Source organism: Stenotrophomonas sp. TWI273, assembly GCF_039674765.1.
Lineage (GTDB): Bacteria > Pseudomonadota > Gammaproteobacteria > Xanthomonadales > Xanthomonadaceae > Stenotrophomonas.
This window is the reverse complement of sequence record NZ_JBDJOA010000006.1, coordinates 29,144-53,998: the sequence shown is the minus strand read 5'-3', so window position 1 is coordinate 53,998 and position 24,855 is coordinate 29,144. Positions and strand designations below refer to the sequence as shown.

Genomic DNA, 24,855 nt, shown 5'->3' with positions numbered 1-24,855 from the left:
CGGCACCAGGCACCCGCGCACCGCAGTGTTGCGGGCCAATGCCGCCGGCGCCCGCCCCGCAGGTCCTGCCGGCCGTTACAGTGCCTCTTTCACCCCGTGCAACCGCCCATGTCAGCCTTGGACAACCTCGGCAACCTGCAGACCTTCGTGCAGGTCGCCGACACCCGCAGCTTCGTCGAGACCGGCCGCATGCTCGGCATCTCCGCCTCGGCGGCCGGCAAGACGGTATCGCGGCTGGAGCAGGCACTCGGCGTGCGGCTGTTCCATCGCAGCACCCGCAGCGTCACTCTCACCGCCGAGGGCGAGCGCTTCCTGGTCCGGTGCCGGCGCATCCTCGATGAGCGTGACGCCGCCCGCGATGAGCTGGTCCAGCAGACCGAGGCGCCCACGGGGGTGCTGCGGGTCAGCCTGCCGCTGGTCGGCGACATCTCGCTGCCGCTGCTCACCGAGTTCATGGCCGCTTATCCCGGCATCCGCCTGGAGCTGGATTTCGATGACCGCCTGGTGGATGTGATCGAGGAAGGCTTCGACGCCGTGCTGCGGGTCAGCGCGCCGACCGACTCGCGCCTGAGCGCGCGACAGCTCGGCGTGTTCCCGCGCTATCTGGTCGCCTCCCCTGATTACCTGGCGCGGCGCGGCACGCCACGTGTGCCCGAGGACCTGCTGCACCACGACTGCCTGCACTACCGCTTCCCCAGCAGCGGCAAGCTGGAACCGTGGCCGCTGCCGCAGACGCCGGGCGCCGCCCCGCTGGCACTGCCGGTCTCGATGGTCAGCAATACGATCGAAGCGCGGCTGGCCTTCGCTCTGGCCGGGCGCGGCATCGCTTACATCCCCGAGCACTCGGTGCGCGAAGCCCTGGCCGACGGCCGCCTGCAACGGGTCATGGCTGACCGCATCCATGCCTGCGGCACCTTCTACCTGCTGTGGCCCTCCGGCCGCCATGTGCTGCCCAAGCTGCGGGTCTTCATCGATTTCATCAGCGCCCGGCTGACGGGGGTCAGCTGCTGAGCAGGCGGCGTTCATCGCCCTGCCGCCGGGCGGTTTTATACTGGCCACGCGGCAGCCAGCCGCCTTTGTTGCCGAGGTAGGCCTACATGCGCCATTGATGCCGCCGTCGTCTGACGGCCCGTCTCCACCCGCCTGTTCTGCAGGAGGGGAGTCTTTGGCATCCAATGGAGGTCGCATGACCGCATTCGCTCTCACGCTCGATCGCGTGACGCATACCCTGCCCGACGGCCGGGTCCTGTTTTCCGAACTGTCCGCCGCGTTCGACGGCACCCCGACCGGCCTGGTCGGGCGCAACGGCGTGGGCAAAAGCCTGCTTGCGCACCTGCTCAGTGGCGATCTCACGCCCACCGCCGGCCGCATCCTGCGCAGCGGGCCGGTGCACCTGCTCACGCAGCACAGCGGCGGACCCGCTGGCCGCATCGCCGATCTGGCCGGCGTCGGCGCGGTGCTTGATGCCCTGCACCGTATCGAAGCCGGCAGCGTCGATCCGGACGACTTCACTCACGTGGGTGAGCGCTGGGACCTCCGCGAGCAGCTGCAGGCGCAGTGGCAGCTGCTCGGGCTGCCCGCGCTGGATCCCCTGCGGCCGGCGGCCACGCTCAGCGGTGGCCAGGCGATGCAGGTCGCGCTGGCCGGTGCGTTCCTGTCCGGTGCCGAGGGGCTGATCCTGGATGAACCCAGCAACCACCTCGACGCCGCCCACCGCGCACGCTTGATCGAGGCGCTGCAGCGCTGGCACGGCGGCCTGATCGTGATCAGCCACGACCGCACGCTGCTGCGGCACATGACGCGCATCGTCGAACTGTCGCCAAGCGGGCTGCGCCAGTACGGCGGCAACTACGATCTCTACGCCGAACAGAAGCAGGACGAGCGGCGCAGTGCCGAGGCCGAGCTGGCCCTGCGCAAGCGCGAGCGTCGCCAGCAGCAGACCGAGCTGCGCGATCAGCGTGAGCGCATGGAGCATCGGCAGGCGCGCGCCACACGCGATGCACGCACCGCCAACCAGGCACCGATCCTGCTCGGTGGCATGAAGAACCGCAGCGAGCACAGCGCCGGCCGCTGGCAAACACAGCAGAGCGAGCGACGTACCGAACTGGATGCGCGCGTGCGCGAGGCTGCCGGGGAGGTGGAGCAGGACATCGAAATCGCCCTGCTCGCCCCGGTGATCCGTCAGCCAGGGCCCCAGCGCGTGGCCGAGCTCATCGCCGCCGAACTGCCGTGGGTGCAGGCGCCCGGGAACACGCTGGATCTCACCGTGCAGCGCGGCCATCGGATCGGCGTGCAGGGCCGCAACGGCAGCGGCAAATCCACGTTGCTGCGGCTGCTGGCCGGCACGTTGGTGCCGGTGTCGGGGCATGTCGAGGTCTCGGCCAGCGTCGCCCTGCTCGATCAGTCCCTTACGATGCTGCCCGATGACGCATCAGCGCTGTCACTACTGCAGCGCGCGCATCCGGTGGCCGACGAAGGCACGCTGCGCACGCAGTTGGCCCTGCTCGGCCTGGATGCCGAGCGCAGCCTGCGGCCGTTGGCCACGCTCAGCGGTGGCGAACGCTTGAAGGCAGCACTGGCGTCCGTGCTGTACGCGCAGACGTCGCCGCAATTGCTGCTGCTCGACGAACCCGGCAATCACCTCGACCTGCCCTCGCTGACCGCGCTGGAGCAGATGCTCAGCCAGTACAGCGGCACGTTGATGATCGTGTCGCATGATGCCGCGCTGCTGGAGGCGGTGGGATTGAGCCATACCCTGCGCGCATCCGATCAGGGCTGGCAGCTGACGCCGGTATAGCGTCGGCGGCTACGCGCGCGCCCACGCCGGGAACGCGTCCGGCAGCAACTGCCACAACAGCGGCCCGGCGCGCAGTTCCTCATCGTTGAGCAGGCAGGCATCCAGCTCGGCACGCACCGCGTGCTCGTCCATCGCTACGCCGATCACCGCCAGCTCCTGGCGGCGGTCGCCCCACCAGGGATGCCACAGCCTGCGCATCGCCTGGTACTCACCGGCATCGCCAACCTGCTCCACGCTGGGCAGCGACGCGGTCCAGCACGCCGTCTGTTGGCGGGCCCAGCCGATATCCGTGTAGGGCACGCGCGTGGGTGACAGCTCGGGCACGGTGTTCTCCAAGCCCGCCTCCATGCGCTCGCGCGAGGCGTACCAGACCCCCGCGACCGAGGTCTGCGTGGCCGCACCGACACTGGAGAGCTCGCCCACCGAGTCCATGCGGTTGGCCAGCCAGAAGAAGCCCTTGCTGCGGATCACGCTGCCCAGCCCGGTCTCCAGCAAGCGCGCAAAGCGTTGCGGATGGAACGGCCGGCGCGAGCGGTAGACGAAACTGGTGATGCCGTATTCCTCGGTCTCCGGCGTGTGCTGACCACGCAGCGCCTGCATCCAGCCCGGTGCCAACTGCGCTTTGACGAAATCGTAGCGGCCGGTATCGAGCACCTCGTGCAGCGGCACGTTGCCGTGTTCGGACAACAGCAGCCGCGCATCGCGGTTCATTGCACGCAGCACGGCCAGCGTGGACTGCAGGGTGTCGTCATCGATCAGATCGCACTTGCTGACCACGATCACATTGGCGAACTCGATCTGCTCGGCGAGCAAATTGACCACACCGCGGTCGTCGTCCTCACCCGCCTGCTGCCCGCGGTCGATCAGCCGATCGCTGGAGCCGAAGTCGTGCAGGAACTGCGCGCCATCGACCACCGTCACGAGCGTATCCAGCCGCGCGATGTCGCTGAGGCTGAAGCCGCCCTCATCGCGCACCGAGAAGGTCGCCGCAACCGGCATCGGCTCGGCGATCCCGGTCGACTCGATCAACAGATAGTCATAGCGTCCCTCCGCCGCAAGCCGCCGCACCTCGAGCAGCAGGTCATCGCGCAGCGTGCAGCAGATGCAGCCGTTGCTGAACTCCACCAGCGTCTCCTCGGTGCGGCTGAGTGCGGCGCCACCCTCGCGGACCAGCTGCGCATCGACGTTGATCTCACTCATGTCATTGACGATCACCGCCACCCGGCGACCCTCGCGATTGCGCAGCAGTTGATTGAGCACGGTGGTCTTGCCGGCACCGAGGAAGCCGGACAGCACCGTCACCGGCAGACGGGAATCATGAAGGGCAGCAGAGGCAGTCATGGCGCAGCAGGTCAGAAGTGGAATTGAAATGTTACTATATAACATTCACAGACCAAGACCCCCACGCCCCATGAAGCGATCCTCTGCCCTGTTGGATGCCGGCGCCATCGCGCTGTCCGGCCTATGCCTGCTGCACTGCCTGGCCCTGCCGCTGCTCGCGGCGATGCTCCCGCTGCTGGGCGTGTGGGCCGAGGCCGAGTGGGTGCATGCCCTGTTCGTGGCCATCGCCGCGCCGGTGACCGGCTTCGCGCTATGGCGCGCGCACCGCCAGCATCGCCTGCCCGTGCTGGCGATGGCCGCCGCGTTGGTCGGGCTGCTGTTGCTGCTGGCCGGCGCCATGGGCTGGCCGAGCCACGAGGCCGAAACCCCGATGACGGTGGTCGGCAGCCTGCTGTTGGCCAGCACGCATGTGTGGAACGCCTGGCGGCGGCACCGGCACTGAGCGGCCGGCTCGGCTCAGTGCTTGAACATCATCCCGACCAGGAACAGCACCAGCGGCGCGGCGCTGAGTACCGCGCCGATGATGCCCAGCCACGGCCAGCGTTCCTGACGCACGCGAGAGCCCACGGTGGCAATCAGACCCACGGCCGCTGAAGCGAGGACGCCGATGGAGACGCCTGTGGTGCTGGCGCCGGCGGTGACACCATGATTGGCGGCGGTGGCGATGTGGGCGGCGGCGGCCCCGACGGGGAGGCCCAGGAAGCTGACCAGGCCGAGCAGCGGCAGTCGCTGGGCCGAGATCGGCGTCGTCGACGGCGAGCGCGGCGCTTGCGGAGAATCGGGCGGCACGGGGTGTCTCCTGAGAATCGCATCACCGTACACCATCGCCCGCGACGCACACAGACGGCATCTTTTCATGCGGTGTTGGACAATGCTGAAACACCCGTCGCCAGGATCTGCCATGCGCGTACTGACCAGCCTGCTCCTCCTCTCCCCGCTCCTGCTGACCGGCTGCGGCAAGGACAACAGCGCCGGCGTGTTTTCGTCCGATCCGATGCTCGGCTGCTTCTCCACCCACGCGCGCAAGCCGGCGGAATTCCGCATCGAGCAGCAGCAGGGGCAGTACTACGTGTCCTTCAACCGCGATGAACAATGGCAGCGCGACGCCACACCGCTGCAGGAATCCAGCCGCGCCGAGATCGCCCAGTTCTTCCGCGACGATGCCGATCAGATCAACAAGGCCCTGGTGCGCCCCGGTGGCGGCTTCGGCATCTTCAAGTTCAACCCGGGGGCCACGCTCAAGGGCAAAGCCAAGGACAGCGACTACATGGCGCTGGTCCTGATCGGCGCCGGGCCGGTGTTCGCGGTGAAGTGCCCCTGATCGCCAACGTGCGTCGCGCGCGCCTACCGGGCCACTGATGTTGGCTGCGGCCCACCGCATGCCCGCACCAGTAGCCCGGTCCGCCACCCTCATCCCCCGATATCGCCTGCCGCACACTTCCGCGGGCAAACCCCCACTCCCATCCGTCAGCCGCCCTCTTCCGGCTCGCGGCGGCCACGATGGATCGAGCTGTATGGCCATTGCGTCGCATCACGCACATGCCCGTGCTTGACCGGGTTGTGGTGCACATACGCCACATGCCGCTGCAGGTCTTCGGCGTCGACGATCCGATGCTCGCGAAAGCCGTTGTGCCAGAGCGGCCGCAGGCTGCGATCACGCCGGAGCTGCAGCCGCGGCTCGCCCATCGGCAACTGGCGGTCAAAGATCGCCTGGATCTGCGCCCAGCGACGATGGCCTTCCTCATCGCCCTCCGGCAGCGTCCACACCCCGTGCAGATGGTCCGGCAGCACCACGATCGCGTTGATCCGGAACGGCCGCGCCTGCTGCGCCACCCGGAACGCCAATCGCAGGGTCTGCGCCTGTTCCACCAGCAGGCTGCTGCTGCGATCGCGCAGGTGCGCGCTGAAGAAGTAGGCGGTGCCGGTCGGCCAGAGGATGTGGTCGTAGGACATGGCCCAAGTATCCAAAGCGGCAGGCCGAGCCACGATCAGCGCACTCCCTGTGAGCACCTCGGAGCTCAGCGCATCCAAGGGTCGGGCTCCCGTCATGAACGGGCCGCATGACGGCCGGCCAGTGGCTTCTCAGGTACGATGCCCACCCCTGACTGCCATACCGTCTGGCGCTCGCGCCGCGGCCTGAGATCCCGTGCCCCATTACACCGGCCCCCTGCTGACCCGCCCGCTCGCCGAGAGCCTGACCCGCGCCCGCGATGCCGGCACCGGGGAATGGACCGGCTCGCTCGACCTCGGCCGCTCCACCGGCACCGCCACGCTGGCGGCCGACCACTGGCAGTGGAAGGGCGAGATCTATGCCTATCCCGGCAAGACCAAGGACCGCACCCTGTACTACTGGGACGGCGAAGAGTTCCTGGCGATCTCGCGCTTTGGCTCGGCGCTGATCAAGCTGGTGCCGACCGACTGGGACGCGCCGACCTTCGAGATCGACGGCATCAAGATGCTGCCCAGCGCGCAGGTCTCCCCGTTCGAGGATGCCCGCCGCAAGGTCGCGCTGATCGCACCGGCCGGCAAGACCGTTCTGGATACCTGTGGCGGCCTGGGCTACTTCGCGGCGTGCTGCCTGGAAGGTGGGGTGACCCGTATCCGCTCGTTCGAGAAGAATCCGGATGTGCTGTGGCTGCGCACGCTCAATCCGTGGTCGCCCGATCCGGACGCGGACAGCAGCGGCGGTCGGCTGGCGCTGAGCCAAGGTGATGTGTCGCAGGAGATCGAAGGGCTGGAGACCGCCTCGGTCGATGCGATCCTGCACGATCCGCCGCGCTTCGGCATCGCCGGCGAACTGTATTCACAGGTGTTCTACGACCAGCTCGCACGCGTCATCCGCAAGGGCGGCCGGATGTTCCATTACACCGGCGCGCCGAACAAACTGACCAGCGGCCGCGATGTGCCGCGCGAGGTCGCCAAGCGTCTGGAAAAGGCGGGGTTCAAGGCCGAGCTGGCGATGGATGGGGTGCTCGCGGTCAAGCGCTGAGCAGAGGGCTGGTCAACTGCCACGTGGCAGTTTGGCCGCCCACATGTTGTCGACCAGATTGGGGTAGCGCCGCCCGTTTTCCTCGGCGCGCTGACGTGCCGCATCCTTCTGCGCCTCGGAGAGCGGCTGCGACTTCTTCTTCCCGTTGGGACTGGGCTTCTTCCAGGGCGGTGTCTGGGACTGGCGCATGGGTGGTCTCGTGTGGCGTAGCGCCGCACTTTCGCTTGGTCTGTGGAGCGTACAAGAACGCCCGACACGTCATCGCAACGTGCCGGGCGCGATCTGCGAACGAGCTGCGACTTACTTCTTCAGGAAGTCCAACAGTGCGTTGTTGAACGCATCGGCATGGCTGGCATTGCAGCCATGCGGCGCGTCCTTCAGCACCACCACCTCACTGCCCGCGATGGCCGCATGGGTGCGCTTGCCCGAGCCCTCGAACGGCACCGTGCCATCGCTGTCACCGTGCAACACCAGGGTCGGCACCGTCACCTTCTTCAGGTCGTCGCGGAAGTCGGTCGTGCCGAAGGCTTTCATGCAGCCCAGCGCGGCGGTCTGGTCGGACTGCTGACAGAGCTTGATCGCGGCCTGGCGCTCTTCCTCGCTGACCTTGAGCTCGCCGTTGGCGCTGAAGAAATCCTTGGTGAAGCCATCGAAGAACGTGTCACGGTCCTTCTCCAGGCCTTCGCGCATTTCATCGGCCTTTTCCTGGGTCAGTGGGCCCTCGGGGTTGTCGCTGGTCTTGAGCATGTAGGGCGGCACCGCCGAGGCGAACACCACGCTGTGCAGGCGCGACTCGCCGTGCTTGGCGACATAGCGCGCCACTTCACCACCGCCCATGGAGAAGCCGACCAGGGTGGCGTCCTTCAGGCCCAGATCCTCGATCACACCGTCCAGATCATCGGCGAGCGTGTCGTACTCGTAGCCGTCGGCCGGCTTGTCCGAGCGTCCGAAACCACGGCGGTCGTAGGCCACCACGCGGTAGCCCGCCTCGCGCAGCGCGGGGACCTGCGCCTTCCACGATTCGGCCGACAGCGGCCAGCCATGGATCAGCACCACCGGGCGGCCGGTACCACCGGAATCTTCAACGTGCAGGCGAACGCGGGAAGCAGCCATGGGAACTCCTTGGAGCGATGGGGAAGGAAGGTTCGATCCTAGGGAGACGGGGTTGGGTGAGCCGTGAAAGAAAGCGCGATGTCGCTGACGTGCCGTGCACAGGGCTGACTGATACCTGCCGGGGCGTTCAGGGGTGAGAGGGAGGAATCAGAGGCCACGATCTCAGGATCTGCGACACCCCAGGACGATAGTTGCGATGGGGCATCGTCGAGGGTGGGAGCCGGTACATGGATTGTCATGAGATCACGCCTGAGGCTGCCGTCCGCGCAGTGCCCAGCCCGCCCAGCGCTCTCTGCTGCGGGTTGGCTATCACCCTGTTGCTGCATGGTCTTGGCGCGCACCCGGCAACGCGGGCGGTGTTGAGCGCTGCACTGCGGCGGATGCCAGCGAGCGAGTGCTGTCCCAGCTGTTTGCTGTTGCGCGGACATGACATTGTCGTCAGAGAACGCCCAACTTAGAGGGAAGCGCGCAGGTGGCCGCCTGGCTGACATCTGGAAACTGGCAATGCGCAAACACCCGATGGCAGTGATCGCTAGTCCGCAGATTCCGATTGCATGCCTAAGGAACGTAGCCTAGAGAGTGCCCCGGTTGCGCCACCCACCTGGAGTAGCGTCCAGAATGAGGATGCGCCTAACAAAATGGATGTGATCCCCAGTGCCTTCGCTTCCAGCATTGGGATGTAGAACAGCATCACACCGACCGCGACGAAAGCTACATAGAGCGCTAGCAGCGCGAGCTGTTCCAGCGTACGAAACAGCTGGCGCCGCCTGAACCTCCTCTTCCACGTGAGATTCCCAAGTCTCGATCCTTCGAAGTACCGCCAGTTCATCGCAAGATCATTAAGAGGACGGGAAGGGCTTTTGGCAGTGACCGCTTCTCTGAGCAATTCAGCGGGCGCGGGGCGTTGACCGAAGCGATGGTGGAAGAAGGACTCAAGCCAAAATGGGTCGTCTATCTTGTTCCGATCCCAGAGCTCTAAGCATTCCTTTCGCCCCTGTTTCCCCGCCTGAAACAGCTTGTACAGCGCGGTCCCTATAGCAACAGCAACAAGCACCAATGCCGAACCGAAGCCTGGTATGCCAAGCTTCTCAAGCAGCTCTATGTCAATCATCTACAGCTCCGTTCGACTGCGAGCCACTGGTATCGGCAGCTAAAGGGATGGGCTTTAAGGATCCGCAGCCGAACAGCTGACTGGTCCTGGCATGCCGTCATGACCTGTCCCATAGCCCTCTGTATCCTCCGCCCTCTGCCTGATAGGCTTTGCCTACGGAATAAGGGGAGCAAGGATGACAAAGGCTATCTTCACGGTCTCGGAGAATTCCGAGTATCGGGACGCGGTGGACCTCTACCACTTCCCGAAGACCTATCTCCGTCAAGTTCAGGCGGCGGAGGGTGACCTTGTCATCTTTTACCAACCACGCAGGAACGATGGGGCTAACAGCGCGGGAGGCGCGCAGGCGTACTTTGCCGTTGCTCGTGTCACAAACGTCCGGCCGGATCCAGAGACGAACGGACTTTTCTACGCTGACCTTGCCGAACGCCTGGATTTCGACCATCCCGTGCCGTTTAAACGCGGGGATTTCTACTACGAGTCGCTGCTCCGCCGCGAAGACGGCGGAACAAATCGCGGCGCCTTCGGGCGATCGGTTCGTAATCTGCCGGACGCCGAATTTGCCTTGATACTCAAAGAAGGGTTCGACCTAGAGCCTGCAGAGCCTGGCTTTCACTTAGAAGGTGTCGCCGTTCCGGAGGAGGAGCCGCTTCCTGAAGTGGTACCGCGACCAATCATCCAGCAGGTGGTATCTAGGCGATTTCGCAATGCCGCCTTCCGGCGTCAGGTGCGTGAGGCTTATGGCAATACATGTGCGGTGACAGGTCTAAAAGTCCTGGATGCTGCTGGCAAGCCAGAGGTGCAAGCAGCGCACGTTAGAGCGGTCTCTTCGGACGGACCTGATGTGGTCCGCAACGGCATCGCGCTGACGGGCACCGTTCACTGGCTGTTTGATCGCGGGCTGATCTCGGTCACAGACGAGTACACCCTGATGATCTCTCCGGATGGGATCCCGGAGCAGCTCGATGCCTGGCTGCAACCTGGGCGTCCACTGATCCTTCCTCATCAGCAAAGGCTCCACCCTCACCGGGACTATCTCGCATGGCATAGGAAGCACTTCTTCCGCGGCTGATGCGTAGAGAGGAGGGGCATAGCGCACGATCGACGCCCCACATGCACGTAGTGTTGCGGAGCAGTCTTAAGCCCAATCCTCAGTGACGAGGCGCTTGGAAAAAGGCCGCCGCCCAGTGCGCGGAGGCAACCGGGCGGCGTGACACACTTAGGTCTTACAGCGCAATCCGCGCAACAGACTCTTCGCTGCCCTTCGGCTCGCTGTCACCGTTCTTGACGGTCACGTACAGCACGTTCTTCTTGGCATCCAGCGCCAGGCTGTTCGGGTGCGTCGGCACCGCGTATGTGGCCACCTGCTTGTAGGTGTCGCTGTTGTACGCGGTCACCGTGCCACCATCGCGGTTGGTCACGTACAGGCGCTTGCGCGGTGCGTCCAGCAGGATACCCAGCGGACCGGCATCAGTCGGGATGCTGGCAAGTTCCTTGCCGGTGGAACGGTCCAGCACCAGCACGCGCTGGCCCGGATGCTTCGATTCGAAGCCCGAGCTGCTGGCCTGGTACTTGCGGATCATCTCCGAGCCCTGGTCGGTCACGAACAGGCGCTTGCCGGCCGAATCCAGCGCGATGTTCATCGGCTGCTCCGCACTGACCTTGAAGCGCTGCTCGACCTTGCCGCTGTCGGTGCTGACAGTGACGACTTCGGCCAGCAGGTTGGAGGTGTATACGCGCTTGGCCTTGGCATCCAGTGCCAGGCCCGGTGCCTTGGCGTTGCCCAGGCCCGGAATGGTGTTGATGACCTTCAGCGACTGCGTATCCACCACGAACAGCACGCTGCCCTCACCCGAATGACCGGTGACGTACAGGCGGTTGTTGGCGCCATCGACGACCAGCTCGCGCAGATCGTGGGTGTAGGCGGCCTTGCCATCCTTGTTGACCTTCTTTTCCATCAACTGCACGATGCCGACCGGTTTGTTGGTGGCAGTGTCGACCACGGTGACCGAGGTATCGACGGTGTTGCCGACGTACAGACGGTTGTTTGCATCGTCCAGCACTACGCCGAACGCCTTGCGTTCCAGCGGGATGGCGGTTTCGACGACCAGGGTTTCCGGGTTCAGACGCAGGACCTGGGACGGACCAGCGGCATCACCAAAGCCGCCCGAGGAGGCGACGAACACGGCGTTCTGCTTGGGGCTGAAAGCCAGCTCATAGAGGCCCTGGGCGACAGCTTTACGCTCAACGGCGGAGGCGCTGGCGGATGCGGTGGCCTGGTCAGCGGCGAACGCGGACGGGGCGCCAAGGCTCAGGGAGATGGCGAAGGCCAGAGCGGCCGAGCGGATTACGGAATTGCGGTACATGCGAGCTTCCTTGTGAAAGGCTTCGGAGAGATATCCTTGGCTCGCGTGGCCGCTGATAGCGGCCAGCCACACAATCGGAAGACGTGGGCAGGCTGGCTGTTTCGGTCATCTTAACAGGAGCGGCCAGGGGCGTCGGTTTCGGCCCGGTCCTAAACGGTGAGACGGCGCTGCCGTTCGGCAACGACTCCACATGTATCGCGCGGCTGTGGTGTGGCAGCCGGCCGGGCTACTGTTGAACAGCTGAGCTAGTCGCCTACGCTGGCGGCAGCAATCTGCATTTCATGCTGCACTTTGTCATCTTCAAGCTGCCGCTGGAGGTTCAGTTGCTGATTGCGCTGTTCCTGCTCGTGCGCGACCACGTCAAACTGCTCCAGCGATTCCTCAAGAGGGGTCTTCACCGCCTGTTCGGTCAGCATGCCCGCGCGTAGGTGGCCGGGGTTGTCTCAAGCCCACTACCCGGGATGATCCGCTTCTGAAAGATACGAGCGTGCTCACTGCCACCAAGATGATCCGCGTTGCTACTCATTTCACACGTCCCTGTGATTGTCGAAGTAGTCCCTGAGAGCAACGTCACCGAGCAAGACATGCTTCCAAGCAACCCGTGACATCAAGAGCTCTTCTCTTCGGCTCTGGCGAGTAGCGCTGTGTCACCAGAAGCGTTGGCCGCCCTGAGCTCTTTTCTCGCCTCTTTATTGAAAGTTTCCAACCGACCTTCCAACGCCCACACAGCCAATTCGAAACGCGGCATAGCAGACGGCGGCTTCTCCATCACACCGTTGAGAGCCTCTTGGAATCGTTCGACGCGCTTTGGGTAGTCCTTGAGCATTTCACGAAGCTTGGCAGGAATTGGTGGAAGAGGAATAGGCATGACTAGGGTCATCAAAGTCTTGGCGCTTGCATGAACAAGGCGCAGCTCTATCGGAGCGCTTCCTGGAGCATGGCCGCACTCCCAAGGCATGGGCGTACCGCATGCAGAGCATTTCCCACGTCTTGGAGCAACTTTAACAGGAGCGGATGGATGGCCTAAAGCCTGCGAAGAACGTCGGGACGGAGGTCACCGGGCTCTCATTAAGCTCCTGGACATCGGGCCATCTACTGCCATCTCAGAGGCTAGGTTTACCCGGCTTGAGCATCAGCGTGAGCCTGTCATGACTCCGGCTCTTTCCTTCCAGAGGACGTCGAAGATCAGAGATCGTGCTCTTAGGTCCGTCGTACAACGCCAGGGGCAGCGAGAACTTCGGGCCGGCCCTCTGCACGCCTAGAGAAGCAAATGCGCAATGACCGGTGGCGGGGTGGTCGATGTCCTTGAGGCGGCCCTTATTCATCGCTATATGGGCAAGGAAACGAACGTCGTGTCCAACGGCCTCCTGCTCCGGGCCGACTTGCACAGTCGTTGATCTTAATCTCGTTGGCGTCGAAACACCCACGATGCGGATTTGCGTCGCCCCCTCTCTTGCCGGCTCCAGCTACCAAGAACGGGGTGGGATGCACTTACCAAGCCCATCACTCGCTGAATACGCAGTCGATAAATGTCAGCTTGAGAGGCACCGAGCTTCGTGTCAGTGGTAGAGCTACAGCTAAGCCGAAAGAGTCTCCGCTTCTCCACCGCTACAACGCAAGTACGGGTGAAAAAGGGCTGAATTGAGCCTAGCCTAGCGAACGAAATGTCGGTAACCGGATTGGAGAAAAAAATCACTGCTCGATATAGCCCTGGCCAGTGCTGACTGCCAGGAATTAACGCCATGTGCGTCCATTTCTGACTCCGCGCAAATTCCGATCAACGCCTGCACATTAGCGGCGCCTCCACTAGAGACCAGCCGATCTATCATTCCTGCATAGTAAGAGTACCGGCTGGCAGCCTGGATGGAATACCGGCGAGCCAACCCGAACGCCTCCATATGATTGCGCACCCTACCGGCCAGCTCGGCGGGCCAACCAGGAGGATGGTCGATGAAGAACCGAGCGTAGGGCTCTTCTCCATCGATAACCTCGGCCCGCAGCCAAGCTTCACTCGCTACTCGCGCGTCTTCAAAGTAAGGATGAGATGGAACGTCCTCCTCCCCGAATACTTCAGCCCTCTTCTCGGTATTGCAATCTCGGCAGGCAGGCACCAGATTTAATGGAAGTACTGAGTAAATTGAATACCTTCCCTTCGGCAAAAAATGGTCCAATGTCTCCACAGTACCTATACCGCAGTATGGACAGACACCCCGAGCAGCGGACATTTTAATTTTGTCGTAGTATCTCCTTGCATCTCTTCCACTGCGAGACATCTGATTCGAGTAAAGCCCCTTTAAATCTCCTCGCGTGGCCCTCAGCAACACGGCAACATCATTACCTCCACGCGCATGTATAGGCGCCAGGTACAGTTGGCTGGCTATCGCCATTTCAGCGTATCTGGCTTCATGCTCAGCCAGCAGATAGCTGACCTCGCCGCAGCGTGACTGAATGTCGGGATCTCCAACTTCTGCAATGCACGCATTCAGCACATCATCCTGGCAGAAGGCGGGCCTCTGCAGAATTATCAAACTAGCGCCTCCCCGTTGGCCGAATCCCTAGAAGCTATCATTGACATTAGTATAGACAGCCCTTCCATTCCGATTCTGCCATTGAATTCCTCCCTGATCTGCTGAAGAGATTTACCAGCATCGACTTCCTCTTGCAGCGTTGCGTGGAACCCAGATTTCGAAACCTCAAGACCAAAGACTTCCTTGGTCAACTCTCCAACGCTCTCCCCGAAAGTCTCTCTTCCAGGGCGACTTCGACGCCACTCGAGCCCCGAGCGCATGATTTTCCAAACGCATATCCTGGGAACTTCCTGCACGACCACCGGCGAATGCGTAGCCACGATTGCGACGCCATTTCGGTCGTGCAAGAGCTCTGAGAGAGCGCGCGTGAAGGCAGAAAGCAGTGGCGGGTGAAGGTGGCTTTCTGGCTCATCAAGCAGCACCAAAGTCTTTTCTTCAACTAGATTGACCAACGCAGTTATTGTCAGCAACACGATCTTGTGACCTGAGCTCATCTTTCCAACCTTATGACGCGCAGAGCGAATCGCGATCTCCTCAGATTGCGCGAACTCGATGGCCAGGTCACAGAGGTTCATCGCAGAGAAGTTGACATCAGACTCAAGGCGGTTGAGTGCCCTTAACCAACGCCCCCTTTTCGAGTCTTGTGACATGCACCCCCGGTATGCATCAATGAACTCATCGATGAGGTCGGGCTCAGATTTGAGACTAGGGTCAGCATCTCTTCCGCTCCGACCTTTCTTTAGCCCGATGTAGGCATACTTGGGCCCGCGACTTGGCTGGAGACTATCCGGAGGAGGTAAGAATGGATCAAATGCACTAAAGGAGACGGACACAATTCCACTGAAAAACTCTTCAGGCGCCCGGCCACTCCCAGTCGCGGTTGCGCCGTTCGAGAACTCACCAGTCCTCTGCTCTTGATAATCGGAATGAACGGCAGCCACCATCCCGTTCAGAATGGTCGTTTTACCAATCCCATTTCTTCCGATGAGCACGTGAATATTAGTCGGCGGTTTTGATCCGGCACTTATTCGAAATGATAGATCGACCGGCGATCGCTCGGCAGCTCCAAGATCGCTGTATGAGAAAACGTAGTCTGTGAGGATGGCCTCACCTCGGAGAACTCTCCTGTACTGAGTAACGACCACGCTTTCGCTCACGTCCCGAAGAAGCGACGTCACATACACATCCTCGGACTGGGCGTCTCGCAAAAATTCTTCACTAAATGCTACGTCACGGAGCCCGAGGAGAATTGCATCACGTTCAGATGCAGACAGAAGGCTCAGCTCTTTATAGAACTCAACATCCAATCCCACTGAGAACCAACCGGGAGGAAGCTCTACAAACTCGCTCGGCATCGCATCCTTCGTCCATCCCTGGGGTTGATTTCGATAACCGATCTTCACCGCCCCCAACGAAATATAATCGCCAGCACCCCTCATGTAGCGCAAGGTAAACTGCGTCTTGTAATGGAAATCATCCCACCTACTCGGCACAAGTTGCACTGTATTACTCGGATCGGGGGCAAGACCCACGTTTTCACCTGCCAAATAGAAACGCATCCACAACCCTCAAAGTATTGATTATCTTCCTAGCGGGCGACCGCCTGCTGCTGCGGGAGGCATGTCCACACAGGGGCACTGAGGCACCAAGTTGATGATCACCAGGATAAATGCTTGGTCCTGCAACGGCCTATGATGCATAGAGCAACTGCGCTATGGCGACTCGTCCATTCACCTGTCTTGCTACCTCGGGAAGTGAGTTTGGTACAACCTTTCTCCAAGTTTTCGCCAGGCGCTCGATTTATACTTAGAGAACGCGAATGCCGAAACACCGCTAAAGGATTTCTCGTATGATTCAGCCGTACCCAGCTTCCCCTGAGTGAGCATTAAGCGCAGGCAGACGATTATTCCATTTATGAACGTTGGAGTCAGCGTTCGGTCTTTAGGTGAGTCATGCAGCTTCCATCTTGCTGGATCGTCGGCCCTCTTCAGTCCAACGAGCAGCTTATTCACCTCGTCTGCGGAGTACTCAATATACTTCGACAACAGGACATCCTCTTCGGCGTCTGCTGCGCGCTGCCTCTGCAGCTCTTTGAGTCTTCCCTTTTCCTTGTTCGCCCAAGAGGTATAAAGAGAATCGACCCCATCCAGCTTGAGTAGAGGCTTTAGTCCGTAACTCACGATTGAAGTAGTACGTATCAGGCTTGGCGGGTCAAAATAGTTGGTCTGGAGAAATCCTTTCAACGGCCCCGAAGCATTGAGCTTGTATATAACAGCCTTAGCAATCGATGTCGTCGAATAGGGATTTAGTATAATTTCAATACTCTGCTTCAGCTCGGAACCTGTCCGCTTTTGCTTGTCGTTGATTTCTAGAAATAGTTTTGCCTCAAATTTTCTTTTCTCGACTTCAGTATAATGGTCTGGATATATAAGACCTGTAACCAATAGATTCTGACGGCCTCTCAACGACTTAATCTTTGCCTCGAACTTGTCACTACCCTCGTGATAGCAAAACACGCGATGCTGTCCATCAACAATACCGATGCTATTGGGCACATCTGGAACAACGATTGTCGCGTTTCTGACTTTTGTTATTTCAGAGGCGTTTAGGTTTTTTGTGGGATGGCTTGGATTGTTTAATGAGGTATCACTAGGAAGGGTAACAATAATGTTGTTGACGAAGACACGCTCTTCCGTGGTCAGGTAGCGCCGCATCTGGCTCATTCGCCCCTTCTGCAAAACTCGTTGGTACATGCCTTCTGGATCACGCCAGCTATCCCTGCGAAGGACGTACGCCATCTTCAGAAGAGTGCCAGGATCTGCATAGAATGAGACAACCTTGAAACCTTCAGGAAAGCTGCTAAACGACTCCGGCAGCACATGCCCTTCAAACTTACCTAGAGAACTTCCGGATTTAAGGACACCTTCAGCTATATCGGATCCTGAGAGTCCAAGGTAGCTGAACAGTTCGTACCTCGCGCTGTGATGGATTGCCTTCGATAAAGATTGAAAATATCTTAGCTTCGCGCCGTCTAAAAATCGGACCGACTTTAATCCGGCCTCATATTCCTCCGAAACTCCGGCTATAGAGAAGTAACAGATGAAGACCCTAAAATCACTGCTTTTATAGTTCTTTGACGTGACATGGCGACCAAAGTCTGCAAAGGTCTGCGAGGCGAATTCCACCCAAGAAGGCTGATTCGCGCTGACTTTGTTATAGAGAATTGACTTTTTGCTTACGTGCCCCGACGTATCTGCGCCGACGGTATACTCTGCCATGATGAGCACGTTTTCGTAAACAAACGCCTCATCGAATTCACCTGATCTTCCCTCGAAAGTGAAATGGATACCATCTGTCTTAATTCGCTCGAAGCCAAATCTCGCGAACAGACTTCGAACGCCGTTGCGCTGCGATCTTCTTGCGCGCTCCTGGTCAGTAAGGACTTTTCTGGCCGGAGCCTTATGACTTTTTTTTGCTTTTACAGCCTTCGTTGATTTTGAGCTCTTCTTCGCCACTGGCTTTTTGGCGGCCTTTGCTAATGCCATATTTCATCCCCTGAAATGATCCGGCTTCTTCGCGACAGCGTCGGTTGGCTTCGGCACGTGAATGGGCTGATGGAATGGGCGGTAGCTTGCCGTTCCTTCTCGCGCAGAGCGAACCCTCTCACGCGCAACTTTCACATACGACGCCACGATCTCGCTCCCGACGAAACGTCGCCCTTCCAAAGCTGCGGCAACACCTGTTGAGCCGACCCCCATGAAAGGATCAAAGACTATTCCGCCCGGCGCCGACAGTGCTCTTACAAAAGCCTGAGGTAGCGCAACGGGGAATTGGCAAGGGTGATGTGTTTTCTCTTGATGCCCGCCCTTAACGTTGGGAATCGCCCAAACATCGCCAGGATTCTTGCCGAGGGGGTTTCCGCTCAACTCTCCCTTTCTAGGGCCTCTGTATGACCGTTTCCCGGGATACTTCTGAGGCACCCTGACAGCGTCCAGATCAAAATTTGGCTCGCCCTTTGAATACCAGAGAACGGTCTCATGTCGACCACTAAACCTCTTCTTTGCATGAAGGCCGTGATCGAATGTCCATACAATTCGATTGCGAAGTCGCATTCCATCGATCTTCGAAAAGATCTCGTGCGCCAGGAAGTCGAGTGGTGTGACGACGCCATTCTTGACGTGGTATCCGACCTGCCAGCAAATCGACCCGCCAGGCTTAAGCGCTCTGCATAATTGCGGCAGCAGTAGCTCATGGCTTTCGATAAAGTCGTCAACCGACGTACTGCTCTCGTAATCCTTACCCATGCAATATGGCGGCGAGGAGAAGATCAGATCGATAGATTCGTCCGCAAGAGCGTCTACAAGCGTGAACGCGCTGCCTTTGTAGAACACGTCATTGTGCTCGTGATTCGCCAACTCTTCGGCAACCCTCTTTGCCGATCTTGGCGTGCTGGAACTGTCCATAACCTCCCCTGTCTGGAGCATCCTTTGGTCGTTATATTTTGAAAGCGTGAAAAAATCAACCCGAGGCATCGTTCCCACTTGACACCGCGATGGATGTAGAAAGGGCGACCCGTGGGTCGCCCTTTCTACATGCGTTGTGGCAAAAGCTCAAACCCCGACAGGATTAGCCTTCTCAGGATCAATCTTGTACTGCTTGATCGCCCTGGCCACATCCTTACCCGTCATCTTCCCTTCCTTCGCCAGCGCCGCAATCGCGGCATGCGCGATGTAGTACCGGTCAACCTCGAAGAAGCGACGCAGGTTCGCACGGGTATCCGAACGACCAAAGCCATCCGTGCCCAGCACCGTGTACGACATCGGCACGAACGAGCGGATCTGGTCCGCGTACGCACGCACGTAGTCGGTGGCGGCAATGGCGGGGCCCTGGCGGCCTTCCAGCAGCTCGGTCACGAATGCCTTGCGCTGCTCGCCTTCCGGGTGGAAGCGGTTGTAACGCTCCACGTCGAAGCCGTCGCGGCGCAGTTCGTTGAAGCTCGGGCAGCTCCAGATGTCGGCGGTCACGCCGAAGTCCTTGTCCAGCAGCTCGGCCGCGGCAATGGCTTCGCGCAGGATGGTGCCCGAACCCAGCAGCTGCACGCGCAGCTCGCCCTTCTTCGGCTTGCCGGCGTCGGTGAGCAGGTACATGCCCTTGACGATGCCGTCGGCCGCGCCTTCCGGCATTTCCGGGTGGGTGTAGTTTTCGTTCATCAGGGTGATGTAGTAGTACTCATCAATCTGATCTTCCATCATGGCCTTGGTGCCGTGCTGCAGGATCACCGTCACTTCGAAGCCGAAGGTCGGGTCATAGCTGCGCACGTTCGGAATGCCACCGGCCACGATATGGCTGAAGCCATCTTCGTGCTGCAGGCCTTCACCGTTCAGCGTGGTGCGGCCGGCGGTGCCGCCCAGCAGGAAGCCACGGGTACGCATGTCGGCGGCCTGCCAGGCAAGATCGCCCACGCGCTGGAAGCCGAACATGCTGTAGTAGATGTAGAACGGCAGCATCGGCACGTTGCTGACCGAGTAGCTGGTACCGGCGGCCATCCACGAGGCGATGGCGCCCGGCTCGCTGATGCCCTGCTGCAGTACCTGGCCGCTCTGGTCTTCGCGGTAGAACATGAGCTGGTCGGCATCGACCGGCTTGTACTTCTGGCCGAACGGCGCGTAGATGCCGATCTGGCGGAACAGGCCTTCCATACCGAAGGTACGGGCTTCGTCGGCCACGATCGGCACGATGTGCGGGCCCAGTTCCTTGTCGCGCAGGGTGATGTTCAGGCTCTGCACGAAGGCCATGGTGGTGGAGTAGCTGCGCTCGCCGCTGCTCTTGAGCAGGCGCTCGTAGCTTTCCAGCTTCGGTGCGTTGAAGCTCTTTTCGGCCTTGCGACGGCGCTGCGGCAGGTAACCCCCCAGGGCGGCGCGGCGTTCCTGCAGGTACTTCACTTCCGGCGAATCCGGGCCCGGGTGGTAGAACGGCACCTGGCCGTCGGCCAGCTGGGCGTCGGTCACCGGGATATTGAAGCGGTCGCGGAAGTGGCGAACGGCGTCGTCGTCCAGCTTCTTGGTCTGGTGGGTCGGGTTGAGTGCTTCACCCGCGCTGCCCATGCCGTAGCCCTTGACCGTCTTGGCCAGGATCACGGTCGGCATGCCCTTGGTGTTCACGGCCTGGTGGTAGGCGGCGTAGACCTTGTGCGGATCGTGGCCGCCACGGTTGAGGCGCCAGATATCGTCGTCGGACAGGCCGGCGACCATCGCAGCGGTTTCCGGGTACTTGCCGAAGAAATGCTCACGGGTATACGCGCCACCGAAGGCCTTGCAGTTCTGGTATTCGCCGTCGACGGTTTCCATCATCAGCTTGCGCAGGACGCCGTTGGTGTCCTTGGCCAGCAGGGCATCCCAGTAACCGCCCCACAGCAGCTTGATGACATTCCAGCCGCCGCCACGGAATACCCCTTCCAGTTCCTGGATGATCTTGCCGTTGCCACGCACCGGGCCGTCGAGGCGCTGCAGGTTGCAGTTGACCACGAAGATCAGGTTGTCCAGGCCTTCGCGGCCAGCCAGCGCGATCGCGCCGAGGGTTTCCGGCTCATCGCTCTCGCCGTCGCCGATGAAGCACCACACCTTGCGGTCGGACTTCTCGATCAGGCCACGGTTTTCCAGGTAACGCAGGAACTGCGCCTGGTAGATCGCGGCGAGCGGGCCCAGGCCCATCGACACGGTCGGGGTCTGCCAGTAATCGGGCATCAGCCACGGATGCGGGTAGCTGGAGAGGCCACCGCCGTCGACTTCCATGCGGAACTTGTCCAGCTGGGCTTCGTCGATGCGGCCTTCCAGGAAGGAACGCGCATAGATGCCCGGGGCGCTGTGGCCCTGGATGAAGAGCAGGTCGCCCGGGTGGTCTTCGCTCGGGGCGCGCCAGAAGTGGTTGAAGCCCACGTCATACAGCGTGGCGCCGGAGGCGAAGGAGGCGATGTGGCCGCCCAGGTCGCCCGGCTTGCGGTTGGCGCGCACGACGGTCGCCATCGCGTTCCAGCGGATGATGGAACGAATGCGCCATTCCAGTTCGGCGTTGCCCGGGCTCTTGGCCTCCAGGGTCGGCGCGATGGTGTTCACGTACTCGGTGGTGGGAGAGAACGGCAGGTAAGCACCCGAACGACGGGTCAGTTCCACCATGCCTTCCAACAGCTGATGCGCGCGCTCGGGGCCCTCGACATCAATTACGGCCTTCAGCGACTCGATCCATTCCTGGGTTTCCACAGGATTCGGGTCGTTGTTCAGCACCTCGTTCAACCAGTTCATTTGCGCTCCCATGACCGCACGCACGCGCGCGACTGTTTTAGATTTCTAGCCGCAAAGTGTAGCGCACCAAGGGGTTTGCTTACTTCGCTACGGTTGCGTATGGAACCATCCCGGCGTGTCCGGAAGGACAGCGGGCGACAGCGCGAGGGCCGCGCCGGAAGGTTCCACGCTGCATTTCAGCCTGCCCGGCGGCGATGACACCGGCGCGTCAGCAGGACACCGATGGACAGCGCAGGCGCTGCGGCAGAGGCGATTGGCGTGGATCGTGCGCGGGGACGGGGCGTATGAACGCGCATCGGCGTGGATCATCGGACGCGTTGGAGGCCGATGACCACGCGCAGTGTTCCACCACAAGCACGCACCGTCACAGCAGGAATTGACCTGAACGCATCCCTGCCATGCGTGCGCCAGTGCTGGCCGCACCGGAGTTTTCGATATATCGTTCCGCCACTGCATTCGATATATCGAAATGACCTCTCCGCGCGACCTCGACCGCCCTGCCCGCCCGCTGACCGCCCGGCCCCTCAGCCGCGGCGACCTGCGCCTGCTGGTGCTGTCTCTGCTCGCCGACCAGCCGCGCCACGGCTATGAGCTGATCCAGCTGATCAGTGACATGTTCGTGCGGGTCTACACGCCCAGCGCCGGCTCGATCTACCCGGTGCTGGCGCAGTTCGAGGCCGCCGGCTGGGTCGGCGCGGTCGAGGACGGTGGGCGCAAGCGTTACGCGCTCAGCGCGTTGGGCCAGGCCGAGCTGGAGGCACAGCGCGATGAGGTCGATGCCGCGGTGCACCGGGTGCGCGACAGCGCGCGCACGATCACCAAGGCCAACCTGCCGCCGTCCGTGCGCGATGCACTGCGCGAGCTCAAGCACGCGCTGGGGCTGTGCCACGGCCGCTGGCAGGACGACAACGCCGCTGCCGTGGCCGAGGCGCTGCGCGAGGCCGCTGCGCGGATCCGTGCGCAGGGCCGCTGACCTTCCTTCTTCGTTTCAGACCCAGCCAGCCACCGCCCGCCAGGTCCTTCTTTCTCAACGCCGCGCTGCGGCACTGATCCAGGTATTCCCATGGCTCTGCATGAAAACCGACTGCTCCGTCATACCGTGAAGTTCCGCCCGCTGCAGGTACTGCGCACCGAAGAGATCAGCCCGTGCATGCGCCGGGTGATCGTCGGTGGCGAGGCGCTGGAAGGCTTCGATTCGCCCTCGCCGGATGACCACGTCAAGCTGTTCTTCCCCAACGCCGAGGGCCAGTTCGTGGTCCCGACGATGACCCCGGAAGGCCCGCGCTATCCGGACGGCCAGCCCCCCTCCCCCTCGCGCGATTACACCCCGCGCTGGTGGGATCTGGAGACCCACGAGCTGGCGCTGGATTTCGTCATGCACGGCGACGGCCTGGCCTCGACCTGGGCCGCCAACGCGCAGCCGGGCGATGCGATCGCCGTGGGCGGCCCGCGTGGCTCGCACATGACCGCCGATGACTTCGACACCTACGTGCTGATCGGCGATGAGACCGCGCTGCCGGCCATCGGCCGCTGGCTGGAGACGTTGCCGGACGGCGCGAATGCCGATGTCTACATCGAGATCCCGGAATCCGGCGACCGCCAGGAGCTGCCGGAGGACGACCGCATCCGCGTCTCGTGGCTGGAGCGCAACGGTTTCGACGCCGCCAGCAGCACCCTGCTGGAGGACGTGCTGACCGATTTCGAGGAACCGGACGGCGATACCTTCTACTGGATCGCGGCCGAATCGCGCCGGGCCCGGATGATGCGCAAGTACATCGAGGGCCACCTGGGCGTGCCGAAGGACTGGATCCGCTCGACCGGCTACTGGAAGGCGCACGGCAGCGAGCACCACGACGACTGAGCCCGCGACGGGCACCGGCCGCGAATGCGACAATCGCGTTTTGTGCCGGTGCCTTTCATGCAAGCCTCTCCTCTTTCGGCACTGACCGATCTGATCGACCGCGCCGAGCGTGCCGATCCCGCGCTGGATGCCGCCCTGGCGGCGCTGGCGCCTTCCGTGGGCGAGCACATCGCCCAGCTGCGCACCGCCCTGGTGCCATTGGCCCGTGCGCAGGCCGCGCTGGTGCAGGCGAACATCGATATCGACCTGGTCGCCGATGAGCTGCGCCGTTACCAGAAGTACGCGATGCCCGGTAAGCCGAGCCTGCAGATCGTGCAGCTGCGCAAGCAGCAGGCCTCGGTGAAACAGGCCGCGCTGCTGGCCCGCCAGGCGTTTGCGCAGGCCACCCATGCGTTCCTGCGTGAAAGCGGCTTGACCGCGCCCGCACGGCGCACGCCGACCGATTTCACCACGCTGTGGCTGGGCAAGGTGAGCGCACAGGTGGCGGCGGCTTGATCGCGCTGATATCCACGCATGACGTGGATCTACCCCGGTCCCGTCAACGGTAGAGCCACGCCATGCGTGGCTGCGCTGTGGATCTACCCCGGCCGCGTCAACGGTAGAGCCACGCCATGCGTGGCTGCGCTTCGGCGGGATTCCTGGTTGCCGGCCAGCGGCCGGCACTACCGTGTGTCGATCGGCGGTCGCACAAAAAAGAAAGCCCGCCAATTGGCGGGCTTTCTGCCTTCTCACGACGAGTGAGGAGAAACTCAGGCAGCCGGCTTTTCGCCAGTGGCCTCGGTGGTGATACGGATGTTCACTTCATCGCTGACGTTCGGGGCGTACGCGCCGACGCCGAAATCGCTGCGCTTGATGGTGGTGGTGGCATCGAAGCCCGCCGCCGGCACCTTGGCCATCGGGTGCTCGCCGCCGCCGTTGATGGTGACATCCAGGGTCACCGGCTTGGTGATGTCCTTGATGGTCAGGTCGCCGGTGACGGTCAGCTTGTTGGTGCCGTTGGCCTCAACCTTGGTGCTCTTGAAGGTGGCGGCCGGGAACTTGGCGGCGTCGAAGAAATCGGCGCTCTTCAGATGCTCGTCGAACTTGGCGGTGAAGCTGTTCAGGCCGGTCAGCGGCAGCTTCACTTCCACGGTGGACTTGGTCACGTCAGCGGCGTCATACACCAGGGTGCCTTCGGCGCTGCCGAAGTGGGCGGTCGGGTGCGAGAAGCCGAAGTGGCTCCACTGGACCAGCACGTCGGTGTGGGTCGGGTCGAGCTTGTAGGTGCCCGAGGCGATCTGGATGGCCTCGGCAGCCGGGGCGGCAGCCGCAGCGTCTGCTGCCGGGGCGGCGGTTTCGGTGGCGGCCGGCGCGTCAGCGGCCGGAGCAGCGGCTTCGTCGGCCGGCTTGGAGCAGGCGGCGATGGCCAGGGTCAGGGCGAGCGGCAGCAGCAGTTTGCGGGTCACGGTCAT

23 protein-coding genes are annotated in these 24,855 nt (G+C 62.0%); 9 read left to right on the top strand and 14 right to left on the bottom strand.

The window, feature by feature from the left end; translation table 11 throughout:
* Positions 1 to 108: 108 nt before the first annotated feature.
* Positions 109 to 1,011 carry a LysR family transcriptional regulator gene (locus ABE571_RS10095; protein ID WP_265309750.1) on the top strand — a complete coding sequence of 301 codons (903 nt, stop codon included), beginning with the start codon at positions 109 to 111 and terminating at the stop codon, positions 1,009 to 1,011.
* Between the two features lie 175 nt (positions 1,012 to 1,186).
* Positions 1,187 to 2,797: an ABC-F family ATP-binding cassette domain-containing protein gene (locus ABE571_RS10090; RefSeq protein WP_346493658.1), complete on the top strand. Its 1,611-nt coding sequence runs from the start codon at positions 1,187 to 1,189 to the stop codon at positions 2,795 to 2,797.
* A 9-nt stretch (positions 2,798 to 2,806) separates the two neighbouring features.
* Here ABE571_RS10090 and ABE571_RS10085 read toward each other — a convergent pair whose 3' ends face one another.
* Complete coding sequence (locus tag ABE571_RS10085) at positions 2,807 to 4,138, bottom strand: GTP-binding protein (RefSeq protein ID WP_346493657.1); 1,332 nt, start codon at positions 4,136 to 4,138, stop codon at positions 2,807 to 2,809.
* 70 nt (positions 4,139 to 4,208) lie between these two features.
* On the opposite strand from ABE571_RS10085, the gene ABE571_RS10080 reads away from it, so the two are divergent.
* Positions 4,209 to 4,580 carry a MerC domain-containing protein gene (locus ABE571_RS10080; RefSeq protein WP_313220082.1) on the top strand — a complete coding sequence of 124 codons (372 nt, stop codon included), beginning with the start codon at positions 4,209 to 4,211 and terminating at the stop codon, positions 4,578 to 4,580.
* A gap of 14 nt (positions 4,581 to 4,594) precedes the next feature.
* Here ABE571_RS10080 and ABE571_RS10075 read toward each other — a convergent pair whose 3' ends face one another.
* Positions 4,595 to 4,927: a hypothetical protein gene (locus ABE571_RS10075; RefSeq protein ID WP_346481370.1), complete on the bottom strand. Its 333-nt coding sequence runs from the start codon at positions 4,925 to 4,927 to the stop codon at positions 4,595 to 4,597.
* Between the two features lie 112 nt (positions 4,928 to 5,039).
* Here ABE571_RS10075 and ABE571_RS10070 point away from each other — a divergent pair, with 112 nt between their 5' ends.
* Positions 5,040 to 5,459: a hypothetical protein gene (locus tag ABE571_RS10070; protein ID WP_346483051.1), complete on the top strand. Its 420-nt coding sequence runs from the start codon at positions 5,040 to 5,042 to the stop codon at positions 5,457 to 5,459.
* 146 nt (positions 5,460 to 5,605) lie between these two features.
* Here the strand turns inward: ABE571_RS10070 and ABE571_RS10065 are convergent, their stop codons facing one another.
* On the bottom strand, positions 5,606 to 6,091 hold the full coding sequence (locus tag ABE571_RS10065; RefSeq protein ID WP_346464052.1) for a transposase: 486 nt from the start codon (positions 6,089 to 6,091) through the stop codon (positions 5,606 to 5,608).
* A gap of 193 nt (positions 6,092 to 6,284) precedes the next feature.
* On the opposite strand from ABE571_RS10065, the gene ABE571_RS10060 reads away from it, so the two are divergent.
* Complete coding sequence (locus tag ABE571_RS10060; RefSeq protein WP_346493656.1) at positions 6,285 to 7,127, top strand: MnmC family methyltransferase; 843 nt, start codon at positions 6,285 to 6,287, stop codon at positions 7,125 to 7,127.
* Between the two features lie 12 nt (positions 7,128 to 7,139).
* On the opposite strand, the gene ABE571_RS10055 is transcribed toward ABE571_RS10060, so the two are convergent.
* From ABE571_RS10055 to ABE571_RS10045, 3 genes are all read right to left on the bottom strand, one after another.
* Entirely contained in the window at positions 7,140 to 7,316 is a 177-nt protein-coding gene (locus ABE571_RS10055; RefSeq protein ID WP_019185714.1) for a hypothetical protein, read from the bottom strand.
* Between the two features lie 111 nt (positions 7,317 to 7,427).
* On the bottom strand, positions 7,428 to 8,240 hold the full coding sequence (locus tag ABE571_RS10050; protein WP_346493655.1) for an alpha/beta hydrolase: 813 nt from the start codon (positions 8,238 to 8,240) through the stop codon (positions 7,428 to 7,430).
* A 532-nt stretch (positions 8,241 to 8,772) separates the two neighbouring features.
* Positions 8,773 to 9,351 carry a hypothetical protein gene (locus ABE571_RS10045; protein ID WP_346493654.1) on the bottom strand — a complete coding sequence of 193 codons (579 nt, stop codon included), beginning with the start codon at positions 9,349 to 9,351 and terminating at the stop codon, positions 8,773 to 8,775.
* 175 nt (positions 9,352 to 9,526) lie between these two features.
* Here ABE571_RS10045 and ABE571_RS10040 point away from each other — a divergent pair, with 175 nt between their 5' ends.
* Positions 9,527 to 10,423 (top strand): HNH endonuclease, encoded by an 897-nt coding sequence (locus ABE571_RS10040; RefSeq protein WP_346493653.1) that lies wholly within the window; start codon positions 9,527 to 9,529, stop codon positions 10,421 to 10,423.
* Positions 10,424 to 10,577: 154 nt separating this feature from the next.
* Here ABE571_RS10040 and ABE571_RS10035 read toward each other — a convergent pair whose 3' ends face one another.
* From ABE571_RS10035 to aceE, 7 genes are all read right to left on the bottom strand, one after another.
* Positions 10,578 to 11,717 (bottom strand): YncE family protein, encoded by a 1,140-nt coding sequence (locus ABE571_RS10035; protein WP_346493652.1) that lies wholly within the window; start codon positions 11,715 to 11,717, stop codon positions 10,578 to 10,580.
* A 245-nt stretch (positions 11,718 to 11,962) separates the two neighbouring features.
* Positions 11,963 to 12,133, bottom strand: a complete 171-nt coding sequence (locus tag ABE571_RS10030; RefSeq protein WP_346493651.1) for a hypothetical protein — start codon at positions 12,131 to 12,133, stop codon at positions 11,963 to 11,965.
* A gap of 191 nt (positions 12,134 to 12,324) precedes the next feature.
* A complete protein-coding gene (locus tag ABE571_RS10025; protein WP_346493650.1) occupies positions 12,325 to 12,585 on the bottom strand; it encodes a hypothetical protein in 261 nt (86 codons plus the stop codon).
* 1,656 nt (positions 12,586 to 14,241) lie between these two features.
* Complete coding sequence (locus ABE571_RS10020; RefSeq protein ID WP_346493649.1) at positions 14,242 to 15,777, bottom strand: AAA family ATPase; 1,536 nt, start codon at positions 15,775 to 15,777, stop codon at positions 14,242 to 14,244.
* Between the two features lie 210 nt (positions 15,778 to 15,987).
* A complete protein-coding gene (locus ABE571_RS10015) occupies positions 15,988 to 17,790 on the bottom strand; it encodes a DGQHR domain-containing protein (RefSeq protein WP_346493648.1) in 1,803 nt (600 codons plus the stop codon).
* 3 nt (positions 17,791 to 17,793) lie between these two features.
* Positions 17,794 to 18,708 (bottom strand): site-specific DNA-methyltransferase, encoded by a 915-nt coding sequence (locus ABE571_RS10010; protein WP_346493647.1) that lies wholly within the window; start codon positions 18,706 to 18,708, stop codon positions 17,794 to 17,796.
* A gap of 147 nt (positions 18,709 to 18,855) precedes the next feature.
* A complete protein-coding gene (gene aceE / locus ABE571_RS10005) occupies positions 18,856 to 21,543 on the bottom strand; it encodes a pyruvate dehydrogenase (acetyl-transferring), homodimeric type (RefSeq protein ID WP_346466475.1) in 2,688 nt (895 codons plus the stop codon).
* 469 nt (positions 21,544 to 22,012) lie between these two features.
* Here aceE and ABE571_RS10000 point away from each other — a divergent pair, with 469 nt between their 5' ends.
* The 3 genes from ABE571_RS10000 (at position 22,013) to ABE571_RS09990 (ending at position 23,899) form a co-directional block, all read left to right on the top strand.
* Entirely contained in the window at positions 22,013 to 22,516 is a 504-nt protein-coding gene (locus ABE571_RS10000; RefSeq protein ID WP_266085530.1) for a PadR family transcriptional regulator, read from the top strand.
* Positions 22,517 to 22,606: 90 nt separating this feature from the next.
* The gene (locus tag ABE571_RS09995) at positions 22,607 to 23,404 is read left to right on the top strand and encodes a siderophore-interacting protein (RefSeq protein WP_346493646.1); all 798 of its coding nucleotides are present in this window, start codon (positions 22,607 to 22,609) and stop codon (positions 23,402 to 23,404) included.
* Between the two features lie 57 nt (positions 23,405 to 23,461).
* A complete protein-coding gene (locus ABE571_RS09990; protein ID WP_346466474.1) occupies positions 23,462 to 23,899 on the top strand; it encodes a hypothetical protein in 438 nt (145 codons plus the stop codon).
* Positions 23,900 to 24,153: 254 nt separating this feature from the next.
* Here the strand turns inward: ABE571_RS09990 and ABE571_RS09985 are convergent, their stop codons facing one another.
* Complete coding sequence (locus ABE571_RS09985) at positions 24,154 to 24,855, bottom strand: YceI family protein (RefSeq protein ID WP_121042323.1); 702 nt, start codon at positions 24,853 to 24,855, stop codon at positions 24,154 to 24,156.

What these genes read in the sequence shown, in the direction of transcription:
- ABE571_RS10095 (WP_265309750.1), top strand. Translation starts at nt 109, where the DNA reads ATGTCAGCCTTGGACAACCTCGGCAACCTGCAGACCTTCGTGCAGGTC.
- ABE571_RS10090 (WP_346493658.1), top strand. Translation starts at nt 1,187, where the DNA reads ATGACCGCATTCGCTCTCACGCTCGATCGCGTGACGCATACCCTGCCC.
- ABE571_RS10085 (WP_346493657.1), bottom strand. Translation starts at nt 4,138, where the DNA reads ATGACTGCCTCTGCTGCCCTTCATGATTCCCGTCTGCCGGTGACGGTG.
- ABE571_RS10080 (WP_313220082.1), top strand. Translation starts at nt 4,209, where the DNA reads ATGAAGCGATCCTCTGCCCTGTTGGATGCCGGCGCCATCGCGCTGTCC.
- ABE571_RS10070 (WP_346483051.1), top strand. Translation starts at nt 5,040, where the DNA reads ATGCGCGTACTGACCAGCCTGCTCCTCCTCTCCCCGCTCCTGCTGACC.
- ABE571_RS10065 (WP_346464052.1), bottom strand. Translation starts at nt 6,091, where the DNA reads ATGTCCTACGACCACATCCTCTGGCCGACCGGCACCGCCTACTTCTTC.
- ABE571_RS10055 (WP_019185714.1), bottom strand. Translation starts at nt 7,316, where the DNA reads ATGCGCCAGTCCCAGACACCGCCCTGGAAGAAGCCCAGTCCCAACGGG.
- ABE571_RS10050 (WP_346493655.1), bottom strand. Translation starts at nt 8,240, where the DNA reads ATGGCTGCTTCCCGCGTTCGCCTGCACGTTGAAGATTCCGGTGGTACC.
- ABE571_RS10045 (WP_346493654.1), bottom strand. Translation starts at nt 9,351, where the DNA reads ATGATTGACATAGAGCTGCTTGAGAAGCTTGGCATACCAGGCTTCGGT.
- ABE571_RS10040 (WP_346493653.1), top strand. Translation starts at nt 9,527, where the DNA reads ATGACAAAGGCTATCTTCACGGTCTCGGAGAATTCCGAGTATCGGGAC.
- ABE571_RS10035 (WP_346493652.1), bottom strand. Translation starts at nt 11,717, where the DNA reads ATGTACCGCAATTCCGTAATCCGCTCGGCCGCTCTGGCCTTCGCCATC.
- ABE571_RS10030 (WP_346493651.1), bottom strand. Translation starts at nt 12,133, where the DNA reads ATGCTGACCGAACAGGCGGTGAAGACCCCTCTTGAGGAATCGCTGGAG.
- ABE571_RS10025 (WP_346493650.1), bottom strand. Translation starts at nt 12,585, where the DNA reads ATGCCTATTCCTCTTCCACCAATTCCTGCCAAGCTTCGTGAAATGCTC.
- ABE571_RS10015 (WP_346493648.1), bottom strand. Translation starts at nt 17,790, where the DNA reads ATGGCATTAGCAAAGGCCGCCAAAAAGCCAGTGGCGAAGAAGAGCTCA.
- ABE571_RS10010 (WP_346493647.1), bottom strand. Translation starts at nt 18,708, where the DNA reads ATGGACAGTTCCAGCACGCCAAGATCGGCAAAGAGGGTTGCCGAAGAG.
- aceE (WP_346466475.1), bottom strand. Translation starts at nt 21,543, where the DNA reads ATGAACTGGTTGAACGAGGTGCTGAACAACGACCCGAATCCTGTGGAA.
- ABE571_RS10000 (WP_266085530.1), top strand. Translation starts at nt 22,013, where the DNA reads ATGACCTCTCCGCGCGACCTCGACCGCCCTGCCCGCCCGCTGACCGCC.
- ABE571_RS09995 (WP_346493646.1), top strand. Translation starts at nt 22,607, where the DNA reads ATGGCTCTGCATGAAAACCGACTGCTCCGTCATACCGTGAAGTTCCGC.
- ABE571_RS09990 (WP_346466474.1), top strand. Translation starts at nt 23,462, where the DNA reads ATGCAAGCCTCTCCTCTTTCGGCACTGACCGATCTGATCGACCGCGCC.
- ABE571_RS09985 (WP_121042323.1), bottom strand. Translation starts at nt 24,855, where the DNA reads ATGACCGTGACCCGCAAACTGCTGCTGCCGCTCGCCCTGACCCTGGCC.